Genomic DNA, 22,722 nt, shown 5'->3' on the forward strand with positions numbered 1-22,722 from the left:
AGGAAGTTTACAGGGTGTGTAAACCTTGTAAACATAAAAAATATGGAAATTCAAAAAAATCTTATTAAACTCAACCAACATTTTGAAAATAAAGAAGATGCTATCAAGTTTTGTGGACAACTTCTTGTAGAAGGTGGCTATGTCAATCCTGATTATGTGCCAGCAATGCTTGAGCGGGACAAAGAACTTTCAGTTTACATGGGAAATTTTATTGCAATTCCTCATGGAACAGATGCTGCCAAAAAAGAAGTTTTGAAAACAGGAATTACGATTGTGCAAGTACCGCGCGGTGTTGATTTTGGAACGGAAGATGACCCAAAAGTAGCGACAGTTCTTTTTGGAATTGCTGGAATTGGTAATGAACATTTGGATTTGATTCAGAAGATTTCAATCTTTTGTGCGGACGTTGATAATGTTGTAAAAATTGCTGATGCACAATCAGTAGATGAAATTGTTGGTTATTTTGCTGATTGACAGCAGATTTACAGTGTGAAATAACTTTTGACAGTTTGGTCAAAAGCTATTTTTGTACTTAAATTTTTTGACAGGCTGAGAATAAATTCTCTAGCCCCTTCGGCAGAACTGCCAAAAATGAAAAATTGACATTGTAAGTTTTGACACAGAGAAATGTGCCAAAACTTTTATTTACTCTGACTATGAAAGGCTTTACACTAGAAGTATAAGTAATCAGAAAGAGGAAATTACAATGAAAAAAGCAGTACATTTTGGTGCAGGAAATATCGGTCGTGGATTTATTGGTGAGATTTTGAATAAAAATGACTTTGAAGTTACTTTTGTTGATGTTAATGAAGCGATTATTGATGAATTAAATGCGCGCCATGGTTACACGATTGAACTGGCAAATGATGCACATGAGAAAATTGAAATTTCGGCTGTTTCAGGAATTAACAATGCGAAGAATCCTGATGAAGTTGTCAATGCAGTAGCACAAGCTGATGTTGTGACAACAGCGATTGGTCCAAATATTTTGCCATTTATTGCTGAGTTGATTGCCAAAGGTATTCAAAAACGGCGCACGGACAATGTTGATGCTCCTTTAGACGTGATTGCCTGTGAAAATATGATTGGTGGTTCTGAGTTTTTGCATGAAAAGGTAGATGCTTTTCTATCGGGTGAGGATAAAAACTATGTTTCTGCTTTTGTTGGTTTTCCAAATGCAGCAGTTGACAGGATTGTGCCAGGACAACATCATGATGATGTGCTTTATGTAGTTGTTGAGCCTTTCCATGAATGGGTGATTGACGAGAGCCAACTGAAAAATACGACTTTCAAGTTGGATGGTGTGCATTATGCGACAGATTTGGAGCCATTTATTGAGCGTAAACTTTTCTCTGTCAACTCTGGACACGCAACTGTTGCTTATAACAGTGCATATAAGGGTTACAAGACGATTTTAGAAGGTTTACAGCATGAGGAAATCTTGGCAGCTCTAAAAGCTGTTCAAGTGGAAACACGTTCACTTTTATTGGCGAAATGGGGGAGTTATTTTACTGAGGAAGATTTAAAAGCTTATCATGAAACAATCATTTCACGCTTTGCTAATCCACAAATTATTGATGATGTGACACGCGTTGCTCGGACACCAATTCGTAAGTTGGGTTATGATGAGCGCTTTATCCGTCCTATCCGTGAATTGTCTGAACGTGGTTTGACTTATGAAGCACATCTTGATGTTGTCGGGAAAATCTTTGCTTATAATGACCCAGAAGATGCACAATCTGTTGAATTACAGGAAAAATTGGCTTCGAAAAATTTGACGGAACTTATCAAGGAATTGACAGGATTGTCAGATGAAAAATTGCTTGGCGAAATCGAAGAAGTTGTGAAAAAATACGCAAAATAATTTTGGATAAAAAACGTTTACACTTGAAAAATAAAAAATAAAATGATACTATAGAAGCATAGAAAAGCACTGGAATGTGCGAGCTTATTCTTTTAATTGACCGACTAATAATTGTATTGCATAGGGGTTCATAAGACATTCTGTGGCGTGTATAACCTTCGGGCGAACGGTCTGGCAGAAGCAAGAACACCCACCTAGCGTTTCAGCGGGTTCAATACGTGAATAAGCATCCGGCATTCAATCAGTGTTTTTTTGCGTTCAAAATTTTTGACAGAGTTGTCAAAAAAAACAAGAGCATTAAAGTTGCTCTTGTTTTCTGATAAAGGCAATCGCTTCACGGTTTTGCGCCTTCAAATCAACGCCTTGTTGGCGCGCGGCAAAGATACAACCACAGTAACATTGACGGTAAACATCGTATTCTTTACACATTTCGACGGAACGTTTGTAGCCGTTATTTTTTTTGAAATCGCTGGGAAGATAGTTGACGCTGTAAATTTTTTGAATGTCCAGCCCGATTTCGTTGATGAGTTGGCTGTTTTTCATCGGGGAGATCGTCAGCGCACTACCAAAGTAGTCAAATCCGAGCTCTTTCGCTTTTTCGGCGACTAAATCAAGGCGCATTTGGAAGCAGGCTGTACATCTTTTTCCACCTTCGCGCTCATTTTCGAGATGCTGTTCACGTACCATTTGCACGAAAAGATTAGGCTCATAGGGCGCGGCGATAAATTGAACCTGATTGTTGGTGCGTTCGTTGAAGTCTTTGATAAATTTTTCTTGCACAAGTTTGCGACGTTCGTATTCGCTTTTGGGGTGAATATTTGAGTTGGCAAAATAAATCGTCACATCGGCGGATTGTGTCAGACATTCGAGTGAATAAGTGCTACAAGGCGCGCAACAGCTGTGTAATAAAATTCGTGGGCGAACCTTATCTTCTTCCCAGCTTTGGCGCACTTTTTGAAAGACTTTATCGTAATTCACTTTTTGATTGGCGGGCATATTTTCAAGAATTTCTAAAGAATTTTTCATTATTTTCACATTATAACATGGATGAGAGTGGCTTGCATGGGCTGAAAATTTCTTCTGCAAAAATACAAAAATTCTTGCAATTTTTGCTAAAAATGATACAATAGTAAAGTAAGTTTTTTGGCCCGGTAGCTCAGTTGGTAGAGCAGTAGACTCTTAATCTATGGGTCCAGGGTTCGAGCCCCTGCCGAGCCATCATGTGAAATCTCAATTTTCTGGGATTTTTTTGTTTTTGACAGAACTGTCAAAAAATTTTCAGGTGCAAAAATGCTGAAAATGCGCTATAATTTAGAACAAATAGCTTTTGACAGAGCTACAAATTTTTGACAGTTCTGTCAAAAATTTTTCGGAGGTAAAAATGGACTTAGTTGCAAAAATGAATCCCAATCTGGATAAAATCGCGGTTTCTTTGATTCGTCAGTTTGACCAGGAAGTGTCAAAAATTCCAGGTATCTTGAAATTAACGCTGGGTGAGCCAGATTTTAACACGCCAGAACACGTCAAAGCTCAGGGACAGCAGGCAATTATCAACAATCAGAGCCATTATACTGGTATGGCGGGTTTGCTGGAGTTGCGCCAAGCAGCATCAGATTTTATGGCTGAAAAGTATGATTTGCACTACAATCCTGAAAATGAAATCTTGGTGACGGTTGGAGTGACCGAGGCGATTTCGGCGGTTTTGTTGTCAATTTTATTGCCCGGCGACAAAGTTTTGATTCCTGCACCAGCATATCCTGGCTACGAGCCGATTATTACGCTCTCAGGCGCTGAATTGGTCGAGATTGACACAACAGCTAACGATTTCGTTTTGACGCCAGAAATGCTTGAAAATGCCATTCTCGAGCAAGGTGATAAACTCAAAGCTGTGATTTTGAATTATCCTGCAAATCCAACAGGTGTGACTTACACAGGCGAGCAAATCAAGGCGCTCGCTGAGGTTATCAAAAAGCATGATATTTTTGTGATTGCTGACGAGGTTTATTCTGAGCTGAATTACACAGGCGAACGTCACGTTTCAATCGCCCAATATGCGCCAGAGCAGACGATTGTTTTCAACGGTTTGTCGAAATCGCACGCGATGACAGGTTGGCGTATTGGCTATATTTTCGCACCGGCTATTTTGACGGCACAATTTATCAAAACGCACCAGTATTTAGTCACATCTGCCAGCACGATTTCGCAAGTCGCAGCGATTGAAGCGATGGAACACGGGCAAGAAGATGCGGAACCAATGAAAGCTGAGTATATCAAACGCCGCGATTTCATTATTGAAAAAATGTCTGCGCTCGGTTTCAAGATTATCAAGCCAGACGGTGCCTTTTACGTCTTTGCGAAAATTCCTGAAGATTTGAATCAAAATTCCTTTGATTTTCTGCTTGATTTCGCGCGTGAGAAAGCTGTCGCTTTTATCCCAGGAATTTCCTTTGGAAAATACGGCGAAGGTTATGTCCGCCTGTCATACGCAGCATCAATGGATACTATCACACTTGCAATGGAACGTTTGACAGAATATGTCAATGAAAAACGTTAATAAATAATACAAAAAGAACAATTATCAATTTAATTGTTCTTTTTGTATAAAAAATACACGCAATTATAAAAATTAGCATTTGTATGTTGAAGAATACAAAAGGGAGTGCTATCATTAGTAATGAGGAGTAAGGAGCACAATTTCTAGAGTTGTGTAACGAGCAGATTATTTCAAGCGAATTGCGACTTGAATTGCTCAGTTCTTGTCTTCATTGCTTCTCTTTTTGTACACTATTTTTATTATTAAAAAGTGCATATAAATGTATATTAATAAAATACCAAAAGGAGGTATTTATAATGAAAAATATGGAACAATTAAGTAAGCGAACAAATCTAAAAAAGACAGTTGCTTATGGAGTAGTTATTGCTAGCCTTTTGACACCTGCAATAGCGTTTGCAGGTACAAAAACAACAAGTTGTTATAGAGGTTCAGTTTTTATGTGGAGTAATGACCGGGTTACATTTTCTTATACAGGAAAAAAGATTATAAGTTCCTACGCTCACCAATCAGGAGGAGCAATTATTCCAGCAACAATGACTTACAAAGGAATACGATTAGTATCGAATGGTTCGTGGTCTCGCTCTTATCAAGGACAATATTTGGGGGGCGGAGGTATTCCAACACCTTGGGGAGCTGCTAATCTGGTCTCTCAATTAAAAACGATGCAGACGTGGATTAGAGGAGATGGACATTGGGCTGCTGGTTGGGTATCTTAGAAAATTAAAGAGGAAGTGAGAAAAAAGTTCTCACTTCTCATTTTATTGGAGGTATTAATTAGTTATGGATAATATTGGAATAAAACAAGTTTCTAAGCGATTTAGTGACAAAATTATAATGGAGGAGGCAAATATAACATTTTCCAAGGGCAAGATTTCATTTATTATGGGACCAAATGGTATAGGAAAGACGACTCTTATAAAAATATTTATGGGATTGCAAAAATTAGACAAGGGAATAATAATAAATCCCTATAAAAATAACAATTCCTTTGTCCTATTTGATGATTTATCGCTTTATCAAAATCTAACGGGCTATAGAAATATTCAACTTTTTACCAGTTTTAAATTTTCAAAGAAAGAAATAAAAGAAATTTCACAAAAATACCTTTCAGATAAAAGATTAAATAAAAATGTTAGAAATTATTCGTTGGGGGAGGGAAAAAAACTTTCTTTAATAATTTGGGTGCTTCTCAGTCCTCCTTTATCTATCATGGATGAAGTAACGAATGGTTTAGATTACCAGTCTTTAACAGATTTAAGAAATAAACTCCTTTCTTTAAAAAAAGATATGTTTATTATTTTAACAGGGCATGATTTTGCATTTTATGAAAGTATCATTGATGAGCTTTATGTGTTTAAAAATCATAAAATAATTAAAGATGAGGTGTGGAAAGAGAAAGGCTTAGGGGAAACGTATGAACATTACTTTACGCCAAGAGTTTAGTTATATTTTTAGTTCTAAAATTTTTATTATAGGTTTAATATTATTTGGGATACTGATAGGTTTTGGAAGTGTTCAGGCGGTTAATACTAAGAATGATAGTGTTGCACAATTTCAAGAGGTAAAAAAGTTATATAAAACCTCAACAGAATTTAAAAAAGATATAAAAAAGCCCTACCGTTTTACTCAAAAAAGTAATGGAACAAATCAAGTAGATACATCAGTTGATAATGTCGCCCGATATAGCTATGAAAATTTAGTTATTGCAGATAGTCAGCTAACAGTAATGGGATTCCCCAAATATATATTAAAGTATTATGGCTTGATATTTTTGCCGTTAATCATGGGGTTATTTGGAATTAGTGTTGCAACTTATGATTATAAATATGATACTTACAAGCGACGTTTAAATAATTATACTTGGAAAGAAATACTACTAGGTAAGTATGTAGTATTATTGCTAACGATAATTGCTTCTTATCTCTTTATATCGCTGTTATCGGTGGTCGTCGGACTTTTTCTTGCGAAATTTTCTGTGCCTTTTGATGTACCTCAATATGGGAATTTCCATGCAGAGATGTCATTTTCGTCATTTGCAGTCGTTTTTTCGATTCTTTGTTTTATCGGTTTGATGGTGGCATTAGTATGGTTTACTCTAGCTATCAATATCAAAAATACTGTGGTTTGTGTAATTGCCTTTTTGGTCTATGACCTTATTGTACCTAATCTTGGGAAATATGATTATAAAAATGTTGTTATGACGCTATATACAACAGTTGGGCAACAAAATATTCTTCAGCCTACTCCTGTCATACAAATATCCAGTTGGACAGCTTGGATTATGTTTTTGTGTTATACTGCGTGTTTGGGGCTAGGAGGCTTAGGATTATTTTATAAAAAATTAAGGTACTTATAGAAAATCATTTATATTTTTTGCTTTTTTATGAATTAGTTCTTGGGTAAATTGAAATTTGAAAAATTTTTTTATACTCAAAAATGATATAATTGAGAAAAAAGCAGAAAGGTCAGAGCAAAAATGCGGAATGCAGAAACTTATGGCTTAGTTTTGTACAGCCAAAACTACCGAGAAAATGACAAACTTGTCAAAATTTTCACTGAGTCTTTTGGCAAACGAATGTTCTTTGTCAAAAATTTTTCTCAGTCAAAATTCGCTAGTAGTCTGCAAAATTTCAGCTCTGTCAATCTGAATGCAACCATTAATGACACAGGATTAAATTTTATCGAAGATGTCAGTGATACTACGACTTACAAACACATTTCCGAGGACATTTTTCTCAATGCACATGCCAGTTATTTGATGAGTTTGGCGGATGCTGCTATTGTTGACAATCAGTATGACCCGGCACTTTACGCTTTTCTGCGCAAGTCGCTTGAACTACTCGATAAAGATTTTGACAAGGAAATCATCACCAACATCTTTGAAATCCAGTTGCTCAACCGATTTGGCGTTTCGCTCAATTTCACAGAATGTGCTTTTTGCCACACAACGACAGGACCATTTGACTTTTCCTACAAATTTAATGCTTGTCTTTGCCAGCAACATTTCAATGAAGATTTGCGCCGTAGTCATCTCGACCCCAACGTGATTTATCTTGCTCATCTTTTTCAAGATATTTCACTAGATGAACTCCAAAAAATCTCTATCAAACCAGAAATGAAGCAAAAAATCCGCCAATTTATTGATGGCATTTATGATGAATATGTCGGCATTCACCTCAAAGCAAAAAAATTTCTTGACGGCATGAGTAATTGGGCAGATATCATGAAATAATTTTTTGACAGAGTAAAAATAAATTTTCTAGTCTCTGACAGTTCTGTCAAAAATAAAAAAGCTTACTGACAAAACTGTCAGAAAGCTTTTTTATCACTCAAACGTGAATTGGCAATCCATCAGCCACCTCAGCAGTGTCCATGATTGCCTCGCCAAGCGTAGGGTGAGGTTGAATAGTCAAACTAATATCTTTAGCCGTCAATCCATTTTCAATCGCCAGAGCCAAGCCAGAAATCAAATCTGAAGCACCAGGGCCAACAATCTGTGCCCCGATAACACCACCTTCTTTTGTCTCAGTAATCAAACGAATGAAACCAGTTGTGTCGTCCATAGAGATAGCCCGACCGTTCGCTGCAAATGGGAATTTTGATATCTTCACAGTATCCATACGGTCTTTGACAGTATCAGGAGTTTCCCCGACAGTCGCAAGTTCTGTTGACGTATAAGCCACAGCAGGAAGCGCCACGTGCAAATCCACAGCGTCCTCAGCACCAGAAATAGCAGCAGCAGCAACTTTTGCTTGGAAAGAAGCCTTGTGTGCCAACATTGGACCAGGTACGACATCGCCAATCGCATAGATATGTTCAACAGAAGTTTTATAAGAATCATCTACTTCAATCAATCCACGGTCCGTCAACTTCACATCAGTATTATTCAAACCAATCAAATCCGTATTTGGACGACGACCAACAGAAACTAAGAGATAATCGCCAGTTACAGATTGCTCTTTACCATCCACTTCAAAAGTCAATGTCACATCTTTATCTGTTTGTGTCGCAGATTTTGCCATAGCACTTGTAAAAATCTCAGAACCCGCATCAACCACACGTTTTGCAATAATATCTGACATTTCTTTATCAAAGCCATTCAAGATATGGTCCAATCCTTCAACAATCGTGATTTTAGAACCCAGATTGCGATAAGCACCACCGAGCTCAGAACCAATAACTCCACCCCCAACAATAATCAAGTGTTTAGGAATTTCAGGCAAAGACAAAGCTGCAGTCGAGTCAATAATTCGTCCACCAAATGGAAATGGAGGAATTTCAATCGGACGAGAACCAGTTGCAATAATCGCATTGTTAAATTGCAACAACTGATGTCCGTCTTCTTGCTCAATATTGATAGTTTCATTATCAACAAATTCAGCTGTTCCTTTGATGACAGTGATTTTATGCTTTTTAAGCAACATTGCCACACCACCAGTCAACTGTTTAACAACTTTTTCATCTTTCCATTTTTGAGCGGCAGCCCAATCAAGCGCAACATCTTTACTTGTCAATCCGAAAGGTGTCGTATTTTCTTCTTCACGCAAAGCTTCTTGATATTTATGTCCCACGTTTATCAAAGCCTTAGAAGGAATACAACCAATATTTAAACATACACCGCCGACATTATCTTTTTCAATCACTGTGACAGTTTGTCCCAGTTCAGCCGCACGAATAGCAGCTACATATCCTCCAGGACCAGAACCAATCACAACTGTATCTACTTCCGTAGCTTGAGCACCAACAACCATATTCAAAACCTCTTTCTATCGTTACTTATTAACAATCTGTTTTACCTAATAAGAGGACAAGGCAAGATGCCATAGCGCTTGCCGCGATATTGTTAGACGCTTCAGCGTCAACAATATCGTCCTATTAAACTTCCATGAGCATATAAGCAGGGTCAGCCAGCAAACTCTTCAAATAGTTCAAAGCCGTTTGTCCCAGCATTCCATCAATCAAACGATGGTCATAAGTCATAGACAACTTCATATTTTGACCAACTACAATCTCGCCCTCATCATTTACAATTGGCTCTTTTACAATAGAACCCAATCCCAAAATCACAACATCAGAACCATTGATAATCGGAGTGAACCAAGTACCACGAGCAGAACCGATATTTGAAATTGTAATCGTAGAGCCTTGCATTTGTGCAGGTTTCAAAGAACCATCACGTGTCGCAGCAGCCAAATCAGCAATTTCTTTGGCAATTTCAAAGATAGATTTATTTTCCGCTTCATGAATGACAGGAACATAGAGTCCAGTTGGTGCATTGACTGCAATTCCAAGATTGACGTGTTCGTGATAGACGATTTCTTGCTTTTCATAATCAACCGAAGCATTGATATCAGGGAATTTATGAGCTGTAGCTGCCAAAGCTTTCGCTACATAAGCGAGATAAGTCAGTTTAATATCCTGTTTCGCAGCAATTTCTTTGAACGCTTTACGATGCTCAACCAATTTAGAAACTTCGACCTGGTCAAAGTTTGTCACAGGTGGAATAGTTGTGTGTTGAGCCGTCATTACCTTAGAAACCACTTTACGCGTTGGATTCATTGGCTCACGTCTATCGCCAAGCACTACTTTGCTTGGGGCAGGAGGAGTAGCTGGACTTGGAACTTTGTTAGTTGGTGCAGCAGCTGTAGGAGTGCCTACAGAACTTTCAGGAGCTGTTGCAACATTACCAGCTAAGAATGTTTTAACATCTGCTAAAGTAGTGTGTCCATGACGTCCAGTTGCAGGTACAAGCTTCAAATCTACATTGTTTTCACGTGCAAAGTGACGTACAGAAGGCATTGCCAGCACGCGTCCCATTGCACCAGATTTTGTAAGTTGTACAGGCGCATTTTCGGCTGTTTTAGGAGCAGGAGTAGTTGGAGCTGCAGTATTTTCTACTTTAGGCATAGGAGCTGAAGCACTGGATGTCCCATTTCCATCATACTCAATCAAAGGTTCACCGACCGCAACGGTTGTCCCAGCTTCCACGAAAAGTTTTGTAACTTTACCAGCATAAGGAGATAAGATTTCCTGCATGAGTTTATCATTTTGAACCTCAGCGACAGGGTCATCTTCTTTAACAGTATCTCCAACTTTGACAAGCCAGTTGGAGATATCGCCTTCTGCCATTCCTTCGCCAATGTCAGGCATTTTAAAGACTTTGACATCACTTGTATTTGTGGCAGAAGGAGCTTCCACTGGGGTAGGGCTTGCTTCTTGTGCTGGAGCTACTGAACCAGAACCATCACCGTCATATTCAATCAAAGGTTCGCCAACTGCGACAGTTGTCCCAGCTTCCACGAATAATTTTGTGACTTTACCAGCATAAGGAGATAGGATTTCTTGGAGTAATTTATCATTTTGAACTTCAGCGACAGGGTCATCTTCTTTGACAGTATCTCCGACTTTCACGAGCCAGTTGGCGATATCGCCCTCTGCCATTCCTTCACCGATATCAGGCATTTTAAAAATCTCAGTCATAATTTACCACCTCTTTCACTTTATTTACGATATCTGTATCTTTAATCATCCAGTCGTTTTCAGCAGATGAGAATGGAAAGACAGAGTCAGGACCAGCCACACGACCGATAGGTGCATTCAAACTCAAAACGAAGCGCTCAGAGATTTCAGCCATAACATTTGCTGCAATACCAGCGGAACGTTGAGCTTCTTGAACAACAACGACACGACCTGTTTTTTCAACTGTCTTACCAATCGCTTCAATATCAAGTGGCGCAACAGTACGTAAATCAAGAACTTCTGCGCTAATTCCTTCTTTTTCCAAACTTTCTGCAGCTTTGAGCGCAAGAGGAACGGTTCCACCATAAGCAATAATAGAAACATCTGTTCCCTCTTTTGCAACAGCAGCTTTGTCCAAAGGTGTCGTATAGTAGCCTTCAGGGACTTCGCCTTTGAGTGAGCGATAAAGATGCAAGTTTTCCAAAAACATGACAGGGTCATTATTTTCAATACTTGATAAAAGAAGTCCTTTTGCATCTGCTGGATTTGATGGCATTACGACACGTAAACCAGGGATTTGTGAAAGTAAACCTTCAATCGAATCTGCGTGCATTTCAGGTGTTTTTGTTCCGATACCATAAGGGGTACGCAGAACAATCGGATTATGACGTGTGTTATTGAAACGATAACGTGTCCGGCTCATTTGTCCAGCGATAGAGTCAAAAACTTCGTAGATAAATGTACCAAACTGGATTTCCATGATGGGACGATAACCTTGTGTAGCAAGTCCAATCGCAAGTCCACCAATTCCGGATTCTGCAAGTGGAGTGTTGAACACGCGTTCTTCGCCATATTTAGCTTGAAGTCCATCCGTTGCACGGAAAACGCCACCATTTTGTCCGACATCTTCACCGAAAACTAATGTATTTTTATCTTTTTCAAGCGCCAAGTCAAGCGCTTCTGTGATAGCTGCAATATATGTTTTAACTGCCATTTTTATTTGCCCTCACTTTCAAATTTTGCAATTTGTTCTTGCATAGCTTGTCCAGGAACTTCGAGTGTATTTTTCAGGAAATGACTGATTTTTTGTTTTTCAACAGAATTTGCTTTTTTAACGTCAGCATCAATCCGAGCGTCCAATTCAGCGATATAAGCTTCTTCTTTAGCACTGTCCCAAAGTCCTTTTTCAGTTAGGAAATTGCGCATGCGGATAAGAGGTTCTTTTGCCCACCATTCGGCAATCTCTTCTTTTGTACGGTAACGGAGAGGGTCATCACCAGCTGTTGAATGAGGTTCAAGGCGGTTTGTGATTGTTTCAATAACCACGGGACCATTTCCTTCAACTGCCCAAGCGCGTGCTGTTTTTGAAGCTAAATACATCGCAATCGCATCATTTCCATCGACTACAATAGATGGTGCGCCAGCCGCCCAGCCCTTTGCTGCCAAGTGTTTTGCAGCTGTTTGAAGTTTACGTGGTGTTGAAATGGCATAACCATTATTTTGAATGAAAGCCACAAGAGGAGCTTTGTATGCAGAAGCAAAGTTAATTCCTTCGTAAGTATCGCCTTGAGAAGAACCACCATCACCTGTATAAGCTACTGCAACGGCATCTTGTTTACGTTTTTTGAGACCAAGTGCTACACCAGCTGCTTCAACATATTGTGCGCCAATGATGATTTGTGGGAACCATGAATTAACTGGTTTTCCATCATCTGTCGTGTATTCATTACCAAGATAATGTCCGCGACTCCAAAGGAGTCCTTTCCAGATTGGCCAGCCTTTGGCATAGATTTGTGGCAAATCACGGTAACCAGGGAAAAGCCAATCTTCGTCTTTAAAAGCAAATGCAGAAGCCATTTGTGAGGCTTCTTGACCAGCTGTTGGACCAAAGAAGCCCATACGACCTTGCTTGGCAAGTTTCATGCAACGAATATCAATCTGACGACTGAGTAGCATATTTTTGAAAAGTTCAACAAGTTCCTCATCACTGAGAGCAGCTGATTTTAAACCTTCCTCATCAACAATTTTTCCTTCTTCGTTTAAAATTTGAAGCATTGGAAATGAAGTATCTTGTAGTTCAATTTGACTTTTGAAATCTAAGATTTTTTTGCTATTTGACATAGTAAATTCCTTTCTTTTTAAAACTTATGATTTTAAGCATTACTCAAAGGTATCTGCTTTAAAGAGTTCTGCGAGTTCATGATTATCAATCGTTCCGAAATACTGTCCTTCTTGATTTTTTTCAAGGATAGAGAGTACGGCTGCAGGGCTAAAGTCAACTCCGATAAACTGCTCTTTGATGTCTCGCCAATCACGTACACCGAGAAAATCACCGAGAAAATTGATATCTGTGATTTTTCCTTTTTCTACGTTGACTTGGACATCAATCGCACCACCTGTGAATTTTGCATGATTTTGAAATTCAAATTTTGGTGATTCGCCATAGTTCCAGTTCCAGGTTGAAAATTGCTTATCTCGCCAATCTTTGATACCTGCAAGTTGTTCATCTGTAAGGACAAGTTCACCATCTTTTCCTTCATCTGTCAGATAATAATTGAGCTTTTCGAGGAAAGTATCAAGTGTTAAGTCTGGAGCATAATCTTTGATATTACCAACGCGAGCACGGACAGATTTGGCAGCTTTACTGACAAACTTTTCGTCTGAAACATTGAGTGCGCGAATCATCGCTTCAACGTCAGTATCCCAGAGCAGTGTGCCATGGTGCATGAGATAACCTCCAGCATAACGTTGTGCATTGCCTGAAACTTTCTTTCCTTCAACTTCTAAGTCGTTGCGTCCAGTGATTTCGGCATTAATTCCAACGGCTCGAAGTGCATCGTACATTGGTTTTACGAATTGATGAAAGTTGACAGAAGCACTGCTTTTAACAGGGACGAAGAAAGTGAAACAGATATTGCCCAAATCGTGATACACAGCACCACCACCGGAAACACGACGAACGACTTGAACATCGTGACTGTCGATATAGTCTTGATTGACCTCGGCAAAGGTGTTTTGATTGCGCCCAACGATAACGGCCCGTTTATTTTGCCAAAGAGCAAAAACAGGCTCTTTTGGCTTTAGATTGTAAAGCAACCAGCTGTCCATAGCAATATTGCTATAAGCATCTTGACCAAGATAATTGATAAATTGCATGGTTTGCAAATCCCTTCTAATTCCATATGTAAAAAACTTTTGACGTTTTAACACGTACAACTTCATTATAACACTTGTGAAAGAAATGTAAAAGATTTTTGTTTGAGATTACTTTTATTGATAATAGCGGTGTTTCTTTGTGAAATTTTGTGAAATATAAGCTGTGAAAATAAGATGGTTATCGCTTTCAACGCTCATGTAAACGATTATTTCAGAAAGCGCAGTCATTAGTTGGAAATTTTTTTTTTATGAGTAAATAATAGATACTCCATATTCATTTTAACAAATAATTAATTAATTACCGAATGATTTCCGGAGTTTTTGTGAAGAAAAAAACGCTGTGAGGGCGCTTTTGATTGTATTCTATGAATGAGGTTTATTGAATTTATCACGAAGTTGCAATGCTTTTTCGGGGTGGTCGGTGATGATGGCTTCGACATTTTCTTGGTAGGCGATTTGCATTTCTAGGCTGTTGTTGATTGTCCAAAGACGAATGGGTTTTGGGTTGCTCATCGTCTGATTTGGATTATCAAATGCGTAAGTTTTTTTGGGATGGATGCTTGTGATGAAATCTTGTTTATTGCCTAAAATGACGTCTTTTTTGTGATTGTAAGTAAGATAAGCAAGCTCTGTCGTTTGCTCTAGTTTGTGAATAATCGCAAGTGAGGAAAGGTTAAATGAACTGTAGAGATAGCTAAATTGCCAGTTTTGGCTGGTCATTTGATGTGAAAGGAGTTTTTCGATATCAGGATAATGATATTTGTCGGTTTTAATCTCAATATTGAGACTTCCTGTGAAATTTTGCTCAGTCAGCAATGTGAGAACTTCATTTAATGTTGGGATTTTTTCATTTGCAAAACCTGGGGAGAACCAGCTGCCAGCATCTAGTTTTTTGATGTCGGCGAGAGTGAGTTTGCGCACGAGACCTTTTGCGTTTGTTGTGCGGTCAACTTTTTCATCGTGGATGACAATGAGCTGATTGTCTGCGCTTAGGTGGACGTCAAGTTCAATTCCGTCAGATTGGACGCGGATGGCTTCTTGGAAAGAGGCTAGTGTATTTTCTGGTCGGTTTGATTTTGAGCCACGATGAGCGAAGATGGCTGTTTGTGCCTCGTGCTGTGCTGGTTGATGTGTGTTTAGCCAAGATTTAACTTTCTTGGCTTTGTGTTTGGCAACTTTTTTGTCAATTTTGTGAGCGATTTTTTGTAATGGATTCATAATTTTGTTTTGACGGGGCTACAAACTGACAATTTCGTTATCAGTTCACCCTGTCCAAGAAGGCTGAGAATAAATTCACTAGCCCCTACGGCAGTTCTGTTAAAAATACTAGCATATTCATATCTCCGCTTCGCTACGCTGTCCATACCACAGGTGTCCGTTTTGTCACCATTGCTAAAGCAATGGACAAAAAGGCTTGCTCTAAGTGACTAAAGTCACAAGGCAAAATGGTAAGTGAGCAAGCTCATAACGACTATCCTATGTCAAAAATAATTGCTTTCGTTTTCAATGGCTTTGACGAAATCGTGCATGATTTTATCACGTTTTGCACCTATTTTACGGGCTTCTGCGGTGTTGAGCAAATCTTGGAGTAAAAATAATTTTTCATAAAAGTGATTGATTGTGCAGCCTGTATTTTGATGATACGTTTCTTTGGTGAGATTTTTGACAGCTTTGTCAGTAGACTTGTAAAGCTCTCGTCCGTGTGCCCAGCCGTATTCGAGCGTACGGATAATTCCCAATGCGCCCATCGCGTCAAGTCTGTCTGCATCTTGGACGATTTGACCGTTGATGTCAAGCGTTTTTCGTTCTATCAAATTTGCTGAAAAGCTGATGTTGTCAATAATCTCGAAAATTTTATTTTTGACAGTTTTGTCAAAAAATATTTCATCTAAAAAATTACTGACAAGTGCTTTTTGACCTGCTACATTGTCTGTCAATTTTTCGTCATAAGTATCATGGAGATAGCAGGCGCACAAAACGAGTTCGCGGTCTGCTGACGGTTCTGTCAAAAGAATTTTTTCAGCAAGTGCTACAACGCGCGTGATATGGTCAAATCCATGTCCGTCATTATTTTGCGCGTGTATATTTTTTGCAAAATTGGCGATTTTTTCTAATCTGTTCATTTGTAATTCTCATTAATTTTGGGTTTGCTTAGGTGAAGTTTCGCAATTGAGCAACAGCATTAGCCAAGATTTTGCCGTGTGAAACGTTCTTTTATTTGAAATAGTTAATGCCCATTGCATTTTTTACTTCGTCAAGTGTTGCTGCGGCGACGGCTTCAGCTTTTTCTGAACCTGCTTTGAGCATGGCATAAATATAATCCATGTTTTTGGCGAGTTCGATACGACGTTCGCGGATGGGTGAAAGTTCACGGTCGAGAATATCAAGTAAATAGCGTTTTGTCTTGACATCTCCGAGTCCGCCGGCTTGATACTGTGCTTTCATCTCAGCAATCTGGCTGGCGTCATCTGCATTTCCAAAAATATCAAGATAATGAAAGACCATATTTCCCTCAATTTTACCAGGGTCTGAAACCTTGATATGGTCGGGGTCAGTGTACATACTCATGACTTTTGTTTTGAGCGTGTCAAGGTCATCAGCGAGGAAAATACCGTTGTTGAGAGATTTAGACATTTTGGCGTTACCATCAAGTCCTGGTAGTCGTCCAGCGGCTTCATTTTCAGGGTAAATACCTTCTGGTTCAACGAGAGCTTCGGTGTTGTAGGCATTGTTGAAACTACGTACAATCTCGCGTGTTTGCTCAATCATTGGTTTTTGGTCATTGCCAACGGGAACGAGATTTGCCTTGAATGCAGTGATATCAGCCGCTTGTGAGACAGGATAGACTAAAAATCCTGCAGGGATTGACTCACCAAATCCTTTTTGAGAAATTTCTGTTTTGACGGTTGGATTGCGCTCAAGACGGGCGAGAGAAACGAGGTTCATGTAGTACATCGAAAGTTCCGCGAGTTCGGGAATTTGTGATTGGATGAAAATCGTTGATTTTTCAGGGTCAAGTCCAGCGGCGAGATAGTCGAGGGCAACATCACCGACAGATTGGATGATTTTTTCTGGTTCTTTGGCGTGGTCAGTCAGAGCTTGCTGGTCAGCGAGAAAGACGAACATATTGTATTTGCCTTCGTTTTGCAGCTTGACACGATTTTGTAGAGAGCCGACGTAGTGTCCGATGTGGAGTTTTCCTGTTGGACGGTCGCCTGTTAAGATGATTGGTTTTGTCATTATTTTTTTCCTTCTTTTTTTGAAAATAAAAAACGTCGGTAGAACATTGTGAAAAATGCTCTACGGGCGTTATATGCGCGGTACCACCGTAATTTGAAATTCTTAGAATTTCCTTATCTTTATCTCATGTTTTATAATGAAATGAAGTGCTTTTTAACGGGAGCAGCGTGATTTTTATTTGCTTGAAATCAGTTGTATTCACAAAAATCAGCCCATTCGCTTTGGAGAAGACATCTGTTTGCACAACCACAGACTTCCTAGGGAATTCTCACTAAAGTTACTTTTCTGATAATGAAATTTTACCTTTATTTTGCGAATTTGTCAATGTTTGATGAGTGTTTTCTAAAGAATATTTTGTGAGAGCAATTTCTTGTGTTTCATTTTAGAAAGCGTTATACTATGGGTGTAAAAAGAGTTTGACATTTTCTTTGAGGAGGATAAAAATATGGCAAATATATCAAAAGCTTCGGCACATTGGGAAGATGGGTTAGAAGATGGATTCGGGACGATTAGTTTGGAATCTTCGCAGGTTTTGACTGAGTCGCCTTACAATTTTAAGGCGCGTGCTGAACATTCCGCAAGTATCACGACACCTGAGGAGTTGCTTGGTGCAGCGCACGCTGCCTGTTTCAGTATGGCTTTTGCAATGGTGCTGGGGCAAAAAGGATTAACTGCAAAGTCGATTGATACGACAGCAGATGTGACTTTTGCTGTGACGGCTGATGGGCCTGCGATTACGGAGATTCATTTGACAAATCATTCTGTGATTTCTGGAATTTCTGAAGCTGATTTTCAGGAAATCGCGCAAGTGGTTAAGGAAAGTTGTCCTGTGTCTAAGGCTTTGGCTACTGTAAATATTACGCTAGAGGCTCATTTGGATTGAGATTAAAAGTAAAAATGAGCTGTGTTGGCTCATTTTTTTGTAGTGAACGAAGGTGCGATGAGTGTCCAAATCGCTTCAAAGTCGGGCTGAAATTGCTTTTTCCAATAAGGCGCAAAAGCAGGATGATGAAAGCTGATAAATACTTGTAGAATTGCTTTGAGTTGCTCTTTATCATTGATATGGCTGGCTTTTGTGAGACTATCGAGCAAGTGCTCACTGTGCTGACTTTCGAGGACGGGATTTTGGCTGATAAAAGTGGTATAGAGCGAAAACATCTCAGGACTTTCAAAATAAGCGTGATTTTTGGCTGTCGTAAGTGTGAAAAGCCAGTCGTGGACAATATCAGCGGGATTTTCTTTCTTTGTTTTGAAAGGAAAAATGTCGCTGAGAATATTGTCTAGCCAGCTGAGTGCGATATTTTCAAGGAGAGTTTGTTTATCTGCGAAGTGTTTGTAAATGGCGGCGTGAGTGAGACCGATTTTTGCGGCGATTTCAGACACAGTCACGTTTAACGCGCCTTTTTCTTCAATGAGTTGACGGGCAGTGACTAAGATTTTTTCTCGTGTTTGCATGGGTTTATTATAGCACATTTGTTAAAGCGACGATATTTCACTTACGGTCAGTGCGAGTTACAATTATTGACAAATGTAACTTTTAGTTTTACAATATGAGTTACAAAATATAGAAAGTGTAACTTACAAATGGAATTGAAAAATCATACAATCTTGATTACTGGCGGAACTTCGGGAATTGGGCTGGCTTTTGCACAGAAATTTGCTGAGCTGGGCAATCGGGTGATTATCACGGCGCGCAATCAGGAAAAATTGGACAAAGTTTTGGCTGAAAATCCTGATTTGACAGGTTTTGCGAGTGATGTTTCTGATGAAAAATCTTTGACAGAACTGTCAAAATTTATTGTGGCAAATTTTCCTGACTTGGACATTTTGTTGAACTCCGCAGGGATTATGCGGGCAATCAATCTTTTTGACGATGAGCTCTCGCTAGCAGAATTAACGGCGGAAGTGGATACGAACTTGCTGGGCACGATTGCGGTGACGCAGAAATTTTTGACAGTTCTGTCAAAAAATCATGGGACGGTCATCAATGTTAGTTCTGGGCTGTCAAATCTGGCGGACGGTGCGCATCCGATTTATAATTTGACGAAGGCTGGTGTGCATTTTTACAGCGATGCATTGCGTGAACAGGCAAAGCATTTTGGACATGATTTGCGCGTGGTTGAGCTGGTTCCACCGCTTGTGGCTGAGACAAATCTGGAGGCACATTCGGATACGACGGCGCCAAATAATATGCGTTTGTCGGATTTGATTGAGGAAACTTTGACAGGTCTGTCAAAAAATGCTGAGCGCATTGATGCTGGATTTGCCAAGACTTTGCACACGATGGGCAAGGTTGACAGTGAAGAAAATACGCGAAAACTCTCTGCCAGTATGCTGCGAAGCTATTTTCCACCAACGAAGTGATATAATGGAGTCAGAAATATTTTTGACAGAATTGTCAAAACGCTTAGGCGCTTCAGTATCAGTCTGTCAAAAATAAAATGAGGCGGAAAAAATGACAGAAGCAGTTGTATTTGACATGGACGGTGTGCTGATTGACTCGGAATATACGTATTTGGAGTCGAAAACGGAGATTTTGCGCGATGCTGGATTTCCCAAACCTGTGAGCTATCAGTATCAGTTTATGGGCACGACTTACGAGTTCATGTGGCAGGTAATGAAAAACGAGCTGGGCTTGCCTGAGCCGATTGAGTATTACATGGACGAGATGAAAAAACGGCGTCAAGCAGTCATTGCTAAAGACGGAGTTCGTCCGATAAATGGTGCTGTTGAGCTGGTTCGGCGGATTCATGCAGCGGAAATTCCGCTTGCGGTCGCGTCAAGTTCGCCGAAATCTGATATTTTGCAAGCACTGACGGCGCTTGGAATTGACGACTGTTTTGACAAACTTGTCAGTGGCGAGGAAGTCGCGCATTCAAAACCTGCACCAGATGTTTATCTGGAAGCTGCACGGCAACTAGGTATTGCGCCGGAAAATTGTCTGGCATTTGAAGATACAAAAAACGGAAGTCGTTCAGCAAAAGCAGCAGGAATGTACGTTATCGGATTTGCCAATCCAGATTATCCTGTCCAAGATTTATCAGCTGCTGACGAAGTTGTCAAAAATTATGACGCGCTCAGCGCCGAGATTTTACAAAGAAAAATCAAATAAAACTGTTGAAAACGTGTGCAAAAACACGTTTTTTGTTATAATGATATCAATACAAAAAAATAGAAAGTCAAAATGAAAAAAACGAAACTTCTTTCGCCCTTCGCGATTTTTCTGCTGGGCATCAATTCGATTATTGGCTCAGGCATTTTCCTGCTTTCAGGCAAGATTTACCAAGATGCTGGTACGAAAAGTCTACTCGCGATTTTGCTTGCTGGTGCATCCATCTTTGTGATTGCTTTTTCTTATGCAAATATGAGCAAGATTTATCCTGAAAATGGCGGAGCTTTCATCTATGCTAAAGAAACTTTTGGACGTTTTACCGGCTTTGTTGTCGGCATGATGACCTGGTTGCTAGGAACTGTCACACTTGCGACAGAAGTTTCAGCGCTTCTGACCGCTTTGAAAATGATTGTTCCAAATTTGAACACACGATTGATTGGACTTGTGATTATTGCTCTGCTGGGAATTATCAGCTATTTTGGCACGTCAATTATCGCGGATTTGGATAATATCACATCTTTTGTCAAAATTTTGATTGTGCTGGTTTTCGTGATTTCCTGTGTATGGCTGGTCAAAAGTGTGCATTTTGCCACACCAACAAATTTGACAGATTCGTCAAAAAGTTTTGGTGGTTTTCTATCTGCTTATGGCACGATTTTCTTCTTTTTCACAGGATTTTCATTTCTCCCAGTCAATGCAGAAAAAATGACAAATCCGTCAAAAAATTTACCAAAGATGATGGCACTTGTCATGTTGACTTGTATCAGTGTTTATCTGATTATCCAAGCAATTACGATTGGTACGCTCGGTGGAAAACTCCCTAATACAGTCGTTCCAGCAGCCACAGCATTCAGCAAGATTGTTGGGCCGATTGGCATTCCGCTTTTCATCATTGCCATTTGTATCTCAATTTTCGGTGTGATTGTTGCGACAAGTTTTAACACACCAACAATCCTCGCAAGTCTAGCAACCACTCATGAAGATATTCCGTTGGTCGTCGCAAAAACGAGCAAATTTGGGACAGCCACTTTAGCAATTCTCTTGACAACAGTCGGCGCCATGGCACTTTTTCTCAGTGGAAATTACGTTTTCCTCAGCGGATTGACAGTATTCATGAGTTTTGTGCAATATCTCTCAACTGGACTTGCCAATATCAAGAAAAAATTTATTGTCATTGGAATAGGAACGGTCCTGTTCTCACTCGTTTTGCTGGCAAGTTTCACTGTGCCTGTACTGATATTTGGTTTTAGTATTCTCATTGTTCTTGTCGTGATTTATTTTATCGTGAAAGTTGATGATGAGCATTTAGAAGAAGTGAGAAAGTTAAAAAATGGTCAGTAAAGAACGTTTAGGTGGTTTCATTGATGGGATTGTCGCAGTTATCATGACGATTATGCTTTTAGAATTTCGCCTACCAGCCACAGGACTTATTGGCGACTTTTTCAAGGAAAATCTCGTTTATTTGGTTGCTTACGGACTCAGTTTTATCTATGTGATTACTTCCTGGTTCAATCAGCAATATATGCTGATGCACGCAACGCATATCACACGCAAGATTTATTTTTCTTGTATGCTCTGGGTGCTTTCGCTCTCACTTTTGCCAGTACTTGCTGCATGGACAGGGCGGACAATCAATATTTTTCATGATTTGGGACGACATTCGCCCCAAGCACCAGCCTTACTTTTTCTCGCCATGATTTTTCTGTGGGGCGTGAGTTATGCGCACATGGCAAATGCTTTTATCGCTGACAATCCCAAAGAAAAAGCAGAAATTATTCAAAAAATGGAAGTCTATCAATATTTGAGACATCCGATTTGGCGGATTAGCATGATTTTAGCGTTTATCATCACCTTTTTCTATCCGCCATTTGTTTTTATCTACACCGCGGGCGAAATGACATTTGCTGTCCTTCGTTCACGCAATCAAACATTTCTTTAGTAAAAAGGAGAACATAAAAAATGACAAAAAAAGAATGGATTTATTGGACGATTAGTAGTTTGATTTTATTATTGGCAAGTGTACTGGCGTTTTTGAACCACGGAGTTTACAGTGATATTTCATTTGTCCTGTTGATTGTTGGTGTTGTCGTGGGTTCATTTGTCGCACCAGAAAAAGGCAAAGCCAAGCCCGCAGCGACAAAAATTTATCAGAAATTTTGGTTCTGGGCGATTATTTTTGTCATTCTCTATTGGTTCAGCCTTAATCTGAGCGGTGCAACCTTTGTCTCGCTGATGATGGTGATGCCAGTTTATTTCATCATTCTAAATCTCCTTGCCCTCAGATATGATATTCGCCGTGCTTAATTTTTGATAATAAAAAAGTTTTTGACAGAGGTA

At 39.4% G+C, this 22,722-nt stretch carries 23 protein-coding genes and 1 tRNA gene; 14 read left to right on the plus strand and 10 right to left on the minus strand.

The features are described from left to right. The first annotated feature begins 42 nt into the window (after positions 1-42). Complete coding sequence (locus KJS36_RS09095) at positions 43-474, plus strand: PTS mannitol transporter subunit IIA (protein WP_213536604.1); 432 nt, start codon at positions 43-45, stop codon at positions 472-474. Between the two features lie 232 nt (positions 475-706). After that, positions 707-1,864 (plus strand): mannitol-1-phosphate 5-dehydrogenase, encoded by a 1,158-nt coding sequence (locus tag KJS36_RS09100; RefSeq protein WP_213536605.1) that lies wholly within the window; start codon positions 707-709, stop codon positions 1,862-1,864. A 297-nt stretch (positions 1,865-2,161) separates the two neighbouring features. Here the strand turns inward: KJS36_RS09100 and KJS36_RS09105 are convergent, their stop codons facing one another. After that, on the minus strand, positions 2,162-2,890 hold the full coding sequence (locus KJS36_RS09105) for an epoxyqueuosine reductase QueH (RefSeq protein ID WP_213536606.1): 729 nt from the start codon (positions 2,888-2,890) through the stop codon (positions 2,162-2,164). 119 nt (positions 2,891-3,009) lie between these two features. Here KJS36_RS09105 and KJS36_RS09110 point away from each other — a divergent pair. The 6 genes from KJS36_RS09110 to recO all read left to right on the plus strand — a co-directional run bounded on the left by KJS36_RS09110 (position 3,010) and on the right by recO (position 7,650). Beyond that, positions 3,010-3,082: transfer RNA gene (locus KJS36_RS09110), tRNA-Lys, on the plus strand. 163 nt (positions 3,083-3,245) lie between these two features. Beyond that, a complete protein-coding gene (locus tag KJS36_RS09115) occupies positions 3,246-4,418 on the plus strand; it encodes a pyridoxal phosphate-dependent aminotransferase (protein ID WP_213536607.1) in 1,173 nt (390 codons plus the stop codon). A gap of 296 nt (positions 4,419-4,714) precedes the next feature. After that, positions 4,715-5,134, plus strand: coding sequence for a hypothetical protein (locus KJS36_RS09120; RefSeq protein ID WP_213536608.1), 420 nt, complete (start codon positions 4,715-4,717; stop codon positions 5,132-5,134). 64 nt (positions 5,135-5,198) lie between these two features. Further along, the gene (locus tag KJS36_RS09125) at positions 5,199-5,861 is read left to right on the plus strand and encodes an ATP-binding cassette domain-containing protein (protein ID WP_213536609.1); all 663 of its coding nucleotides are present in this window, start codon (positions 5,199-5,201) and stop codon (positions 5,859-5,861) included. Further along, entirely contained in the window at positions 5,833-6,774 is a 942-nt protein-coding gene (locus KJS36_RS09130; RefSeq protein ID WP_213536610.1) for an ABC transporter permease subunit, read from the plus strand. The genes KJS36_RS09125 and KJS36_RS09130 overlap by 29 nt, the downstream gene beginning before the upstream one ends. A gap of 120 nt (positions 6,775-6,894) precedes the next feature. Next, positions 6,895-7,650, plus strand: coding sequence for a DNA repair protein RecO (gene recO / locus KJS36_RS09135; protein ID WP_213536611.1), 756 nt, complete (start codon positions 6,895-6,897; stop codon positions 7,648-7,650). A gap of 97 nt (positions 7,651-7,747) precedes the next feature. Here recO and lpdA read toward each other — a convergent pair whose 3' ends face one another. The 8 genes from lpdA to trpS all read right to left on the minus strand — a co-directional run bounded on the left by lpdA (position 7,748) and on the right by trpS (position 17,273). Continuing rightward, positions 7,748-9,169 carry a dihydrolipoyl dehydrogenase gene (gene lpdA, locus KJS36_RS09140; RefSeq protein ID WP_213536612.1) on the minus strand — a complete coding sequence of 474 codons (1,422 nt, stop codon included), beginning with the start codon at positions 9,167-9,169 and terminating at the stop codon, positions 7,748-7,750. Positions 9,170-9,293: 124 nt separating this feature from the next. Further along, positions 9,294-10,898, minus strand: coding sequence for a 2-oxo acid dehydrogenase subunit E2 (locus KJS36_RS09145; RefSeq protein WP_213536613.1), 1,605 nt, complete (start codon positions 10,896-10,898; stop codon positions 9,294-9,296). Beyond that, on the minus strand, positions 10,891-11,871 hold the full coding sequence (locus KJS36_RS09150) for an alpha-ketoacid dehydrogenase subunit beta (protein WP_213536614.1): 981 nt from the start codon (positions 11,869-11,871) through the stop codon (positions 10,891-10,893). The genes KJS36_RS09145 and KJS36_RS09150 overlap by 8 nt, the downstream gene beginning before the upstream one ends. 2 nt (positions 11,872-11,873) lie before the next feature. Further along, entirely contained in the window at positions 11,874-12,998 is a 1,125-nt protein-coding gene (locus KJS36_RS09155) for a thiamine pyrophosphate-dependent dehydrogenase E1 component subunit alpha (RefSeq protein ID WP_213536615.1), read from the minus strand. A gap of 39 nt (positions 12,999-13,037) precedes the next feature. After that, on the minus strand, positions 13,038-14,033 hold the full coding sequence (lplA, locus tag KJS36_RS09160) for a lipoate--protein ligase (RefSeq protein WP_213536616.1): 996 nt from the start codon (positions 14,031-14,033) through the stop codon (positions 13,038-13,040). A 363-nt stretch (positions 14,034-14,396) separates the two neighbouring features. Further along, entirely contained in the window at positions 14,397-15,251 is an 855-nt protein-coding gene (locus tag KJS36_RS09165; protein ID WP_213536617.1) for a glycerophosphodiester phosphodiesterase, read from the minus strand. A 263-nt stretch (positions 15,252-15,514) separates the two neighbouring features. Beyond that, positions 15,515-16,156: an HD domain-containing protein gene (locus tag KJS36_RS09170; RefSeq protein ID WP_213536618.1), complete on the minus strand. Its 642-nt coding sequence runs from the start codon at positions 16,154-16,156 to the stop codon at positions 15,515-15,517. 91 nt (positions 16,157-16,247) lie between these two features. Then, entirely contained in the window at positions 16,248-17,273 is a 1,026-nt protein-coding gene (trpS, locus tag KJS36_RS09175; RefSeq protein ID WP_213536619.1) for a tryptophan--tRNA ligase, read from the minus strand. Between the two features lie 445 nt (positions 17,274-17,718). Here trpS and KJS36_RS09180 point away from each other — a divergent pair, with 445 nt between their 5' ends. After that, the gene (locus KJS36_RS09180) at positions 17,719-18,156 is read left to right on the plus strand and encodes an OsmC family protein (protein ID WP_213536620.1); all 438 of its coding nucleotides are present in this window, start codon (positions 17,719-17,721) and stop codon (positions 18,154-18,156) included. Positions 18,157-18,185: 29 nt separating this feature from the next. Here the strand turns inward: KJS36_RS09180 and KJS36_RS09185 are convergent, their stop codons facing one another. Further along, entirely contained in the window at positions 18,186-18,728 is a 543-nt protein-coding gene (locus tag KJS36_RS09185; RefSeq protein WP_213536621.1) for a TetR/AcrR family transcriptional regulator, read from the minus strand. Positions 18,729-18,857: 129 nt separating this feature from the next. Between KJS36_RS09185 and KJS36_RS09190 the strand changes: the two genes are divergently transcribed. From KJS36_RS09190 to KJS36_RS09210, 5 genes are all read left to right on the plus strand, one after another. Then, a complete protein-coding gene (locus KJS36_RS09190; RefSeq protein ID WP_213536622.1) occupies positions 18,858-19,637 on the plus strand; it encodes an SDR family oxidoreductase in 780 nt (259 codons plus the stop codon). 91 nt (positions 19,638-19,728) lie between these two features. Further along, positions 19,729-20,385, plus strand: a complete 657-nt coding sequence (locus KJS36_RS09195; RefSeq protein WP_213536623.1) for an HAD family hydrolase — start codon at positions 19,729-19,731, stop codon at positions 20,383-20,385. A gap of 72 nt (positions 20,386-20,457) precedes the next feature. Continuing rightward, complete coding sequence (locus tag KJS36_RS09200) at positions 20,458-21,726, plus strand: APC family permease (RefSeq protein WP_213536624.1); 1,269 nt, start codon at positions 20,458-20,460, stop codon at positions 21,724-21,726. After that, the gene (locus KJS36_RS09205) at positions 21,716-22,324 is read left to right on the plus strand and encodes a TMEM175 family protein (RefSeq protein WP_213536625.1); all 609 of its coding nucleotides are present in this window, start codon (positions 21,716-21,718) and stop codon (positions 22,322-22,324) included. The genes KJS36_RS09200 and KJS36_RS09205 overlap by 11 nt, the downstream gene beginning before the upstream one ends. 20 nt (positions 22,325-22,344) lie before the next feature. Beyond that, positions 22,345-22,689: a hypothetical protein gene (locus KJS36_RS09210; RefSeq protein WP_213536626.1), complete on the plus strand. Its 345-nt coding sequence runs from the start codon at positions 22,345-22,347 to the stop codon at positions 22,687-22,689. Positions 22,690-22,722 lie beyond the last annotated feature (33 nt).

This window comes from Lactococcus nasutitermitis (genome assembly GCF_018403765.1).
Classification (GTDB): Bacteria; Bacillota; Bacilli; order Lactobacillales; family Streptococcaceae; genus Lactococcus; species Lactococcus nasutitermitis.